This is a genomic window from Pontimicrobium sp. MEBiC01747 (assembly GCF_053601635.1).
The window spans coordinates 1-3,075 of sequence record NZ_JBSHNS010000503.1 but is presented as its reverse complement, the minus strand read 5'-3'; the positions used below and the strand labels follow the sequence as shown (position 1 = coordinate 3,075).

At 38.2% G+C, this 3,075-nt stretch carries 1 protein-coding gene; it reads left to right on the top strand.

Annotated features, from left to right (window positions below; genetic code table 11):
• On the top strand, positions 1-3,075 hold a 3,075-nt coding region (locus tag ACVC2P_RS16470), incomplete at both ends, for a DUF7507 domain-containing protein (RefSeq protein ID WP_452599548.1).

The window sequence follows — 3,075 nt, the reverse complement described above, 5'->3', positions numbered from 1 at the left end:
GACTTACACACAGTACCTACGTGTTCTGGAGCAAGTCAGTCAGGAACATTAATATGGGATTCTACACCAACTACGTCTAGTGAATTTAATTGGGCGGCAGGAGCACTATCACAAACCTTAACGGATATCTCAGGAACAGGTATAAATGCTACCATTACATTTTCTGGAAGAACAGATACTTTTGCACCATGGAATGGTGGATCTAATGTAACACCTGGAGTGCATACAGATGCATCAGGAGGTACACCAGAAGTTTTAGAATTTTTCTCTAATGGATATTTAAATAGTGAAAACATAACAATTACTATAGATTTTTCATCTCCAATTGATGCTATAGGGTTTGATTTGTATCATGTTAACGGGGCAGGACCAAATGGAGATATTTTTACTATAACAGCAGAAGAAGCAATTGGAGGAGGTACAATTTTTCCAACATTTACATCATCACCTACACCATCATATACCGTTAATGCTGTAGGAGTTGTAGATTCTAATAATAATAGCACAGCAGGTAATAATGATCAAGTTGGAGTTAATTTTGCTAGCGCAAATAAAATATCGTCTATAACTTTAGTATGGGGAAATTGTTCAGCATGTTCAGATAACACAGTACATGGGTCATCGTTTAGTAATATTGCATTTTGTGCTGTAGCACCAGATCCAGAATTACAAGTAACAAAAACAGCGAATCCATCAGGAGATGTAAATACTGGAGATACAATTTCCTATACAGTTGAAGTCGAAAATATAGGTACTGTAGACGCTCAAAATATTGAAGTTGAAGATATTTTACCAGCAGGAGTAACATATACAGGTGGAACTGCAATGGTAACATACCCTGGAGGAGCACCAACAACAGGAAGTTTTACACATACTTTCGCACCACTTAATCAAACCTTTAATAGTACAGGATTAACACAATCATATACGGTAACAGCAAGCGATATTCCTGCAGGAGCAATAATAACATCGTATAGTTATGACGTAACAGTTAGTACAACAGATTGGTTGTCTGAAATTTCTTTAGTTGGTACATACCCTAGTGGTAGTGTTAACGGTACCTCATTTGGAGGTGATTCTGCAGGAAATAACGTTAATCAAACAGGTGCTGGGACAATAACAGGAACGCCATCTGCACTTGGAACATATACCTTTGTATGGGATGATCCAAATGATTTTGGAACTAATACTGTAAATACCGCATCATTTACAATTAATTACTCTATACCAGGTACTACAACTGTGGCAGCTAATGCTCCAGCAAATATGGTAACATCTGGAGATGCAATTACATTACAGCCAGGAGAAATAATGACAGTCACTTTTGATGTTACAGTAGATGCTAACGCTTCAGGTACACTTACTAATACGGCAAATGCAATCGCCGATTCTATGGTAACACCAGCAACAGATACAGCAAGTAATAATGTGATAGGAAACCCTTGTAATGCAACAACATCAGGTAATCCAGATAATGACAATGATAATGTAAGTGATATATGTGATTTAGATAATGATAATGATGGAATTTTAGATACTAATGAGTTAAGATGTGATCAAGCATCAATAGCAAATTCAACTTCTGGTTCAGGTGCTTTTCAAGATCAATTATACTTTTTCAACTGGACTGGGGCTGATTTTACAGATGGAATTCATGATGGAGATAGCCAAACATTTAATCTTCCAGACGGATTGGTAATTACTGCTACATTCTCAAATATAAGTAATGCGACAAATGCGGCAACATACTTACCTTCAGATATGCAAACATGGGGAGGGGCATTTATTCATAACTTATATAATACTCCTAGTTCTTCAGAGGCATTGTATGGAGCAGATGGAGCAGATGTGTCTTTAAGAGTTTCATTTACAGCAACAAAAGGAGGATTACCTTTTCCTATAGATCTTCTAGCTATAGACCCAGAGAGTACTAACACAAATGAAGATCTTATATACACTACAAATGGTGGTAATTGGACTTTATTAGAACAATACAATGGAGGAGGAGTTTGGAGTGGAGTTGGAACCACTACTTTAGAAGCTCTAGATACAGAACCATCAGGAGGTAATAGTATTTTTTACTCTAGAAATGCTACAGTTATTGATATTTCTATAAATCCTGGAGGACGAGAAGGTATTGCTTTTGGGATTTTACTTATATGTGACACAGATAATGATGGAATACCAGACTACTTAGATGTAGATTCTGATAATGATGGATGTAATGATGCTATAGAAGCAGGGCATACAGATACTACTCCAGCTGATGGAGAAGTAGATGGTACTGGGTATGATGCTAATGGACAAGTAACAGGAGCAACAACAGCATATACAGGAACAAATACAAATGTAATTACAGCAACTCAAGTAACAGTAAATACAGCACCAACAAATCAAACAGAATTAACAGGAGATTCTGCAACATTTACAACTACAGCTACAGCAGACTCAGCAACAAGCTATACCTCAGGAACGCCAGTTTATGGGACACCAGGAAATGCTAATTCAGGAATTAATTATCAATGGTACATTGGAGATCCAAATTCTGGAGGTGTAGCAATTACTGCAGGAGATACTAATTATTCAGGAGAAAACACCAATACATTAACAGTTAATGATGTAACAGGGTTAAATGGAACGCAGTATTGTGTTTTAATTACGCACGATGACAATACATGTATTAATCAAGTAAACTGTGCAACACTCACAGTAGATTCGTTAGTAACAGTAACAATAGCTGACGCAACAGTCAACGAAGGCGCCGGAACAGTAACCGTTCCAGTAAGCATCGATACCGTAAGTTCAACAGACGTTGTAGTGGATATTGTCACGACAACAGGCACAGCTGGGACAAGCGATTACACAGTCACGACAACAACCGTAACCATTCCAGCCGGTTCAACATCAGTAGACGTTGTTATTCCAATCACCGACGATGCCATAGATGAAGCCGATGAGACCTTTACCGTCGATGGCACAGTAACCAGCGGAAACACAGCAAACACGGACCCAAGCGGAACAGTAACGATCACCGATAACGACAATGCGCCAACAGTAACAATAGCCGACGCAACA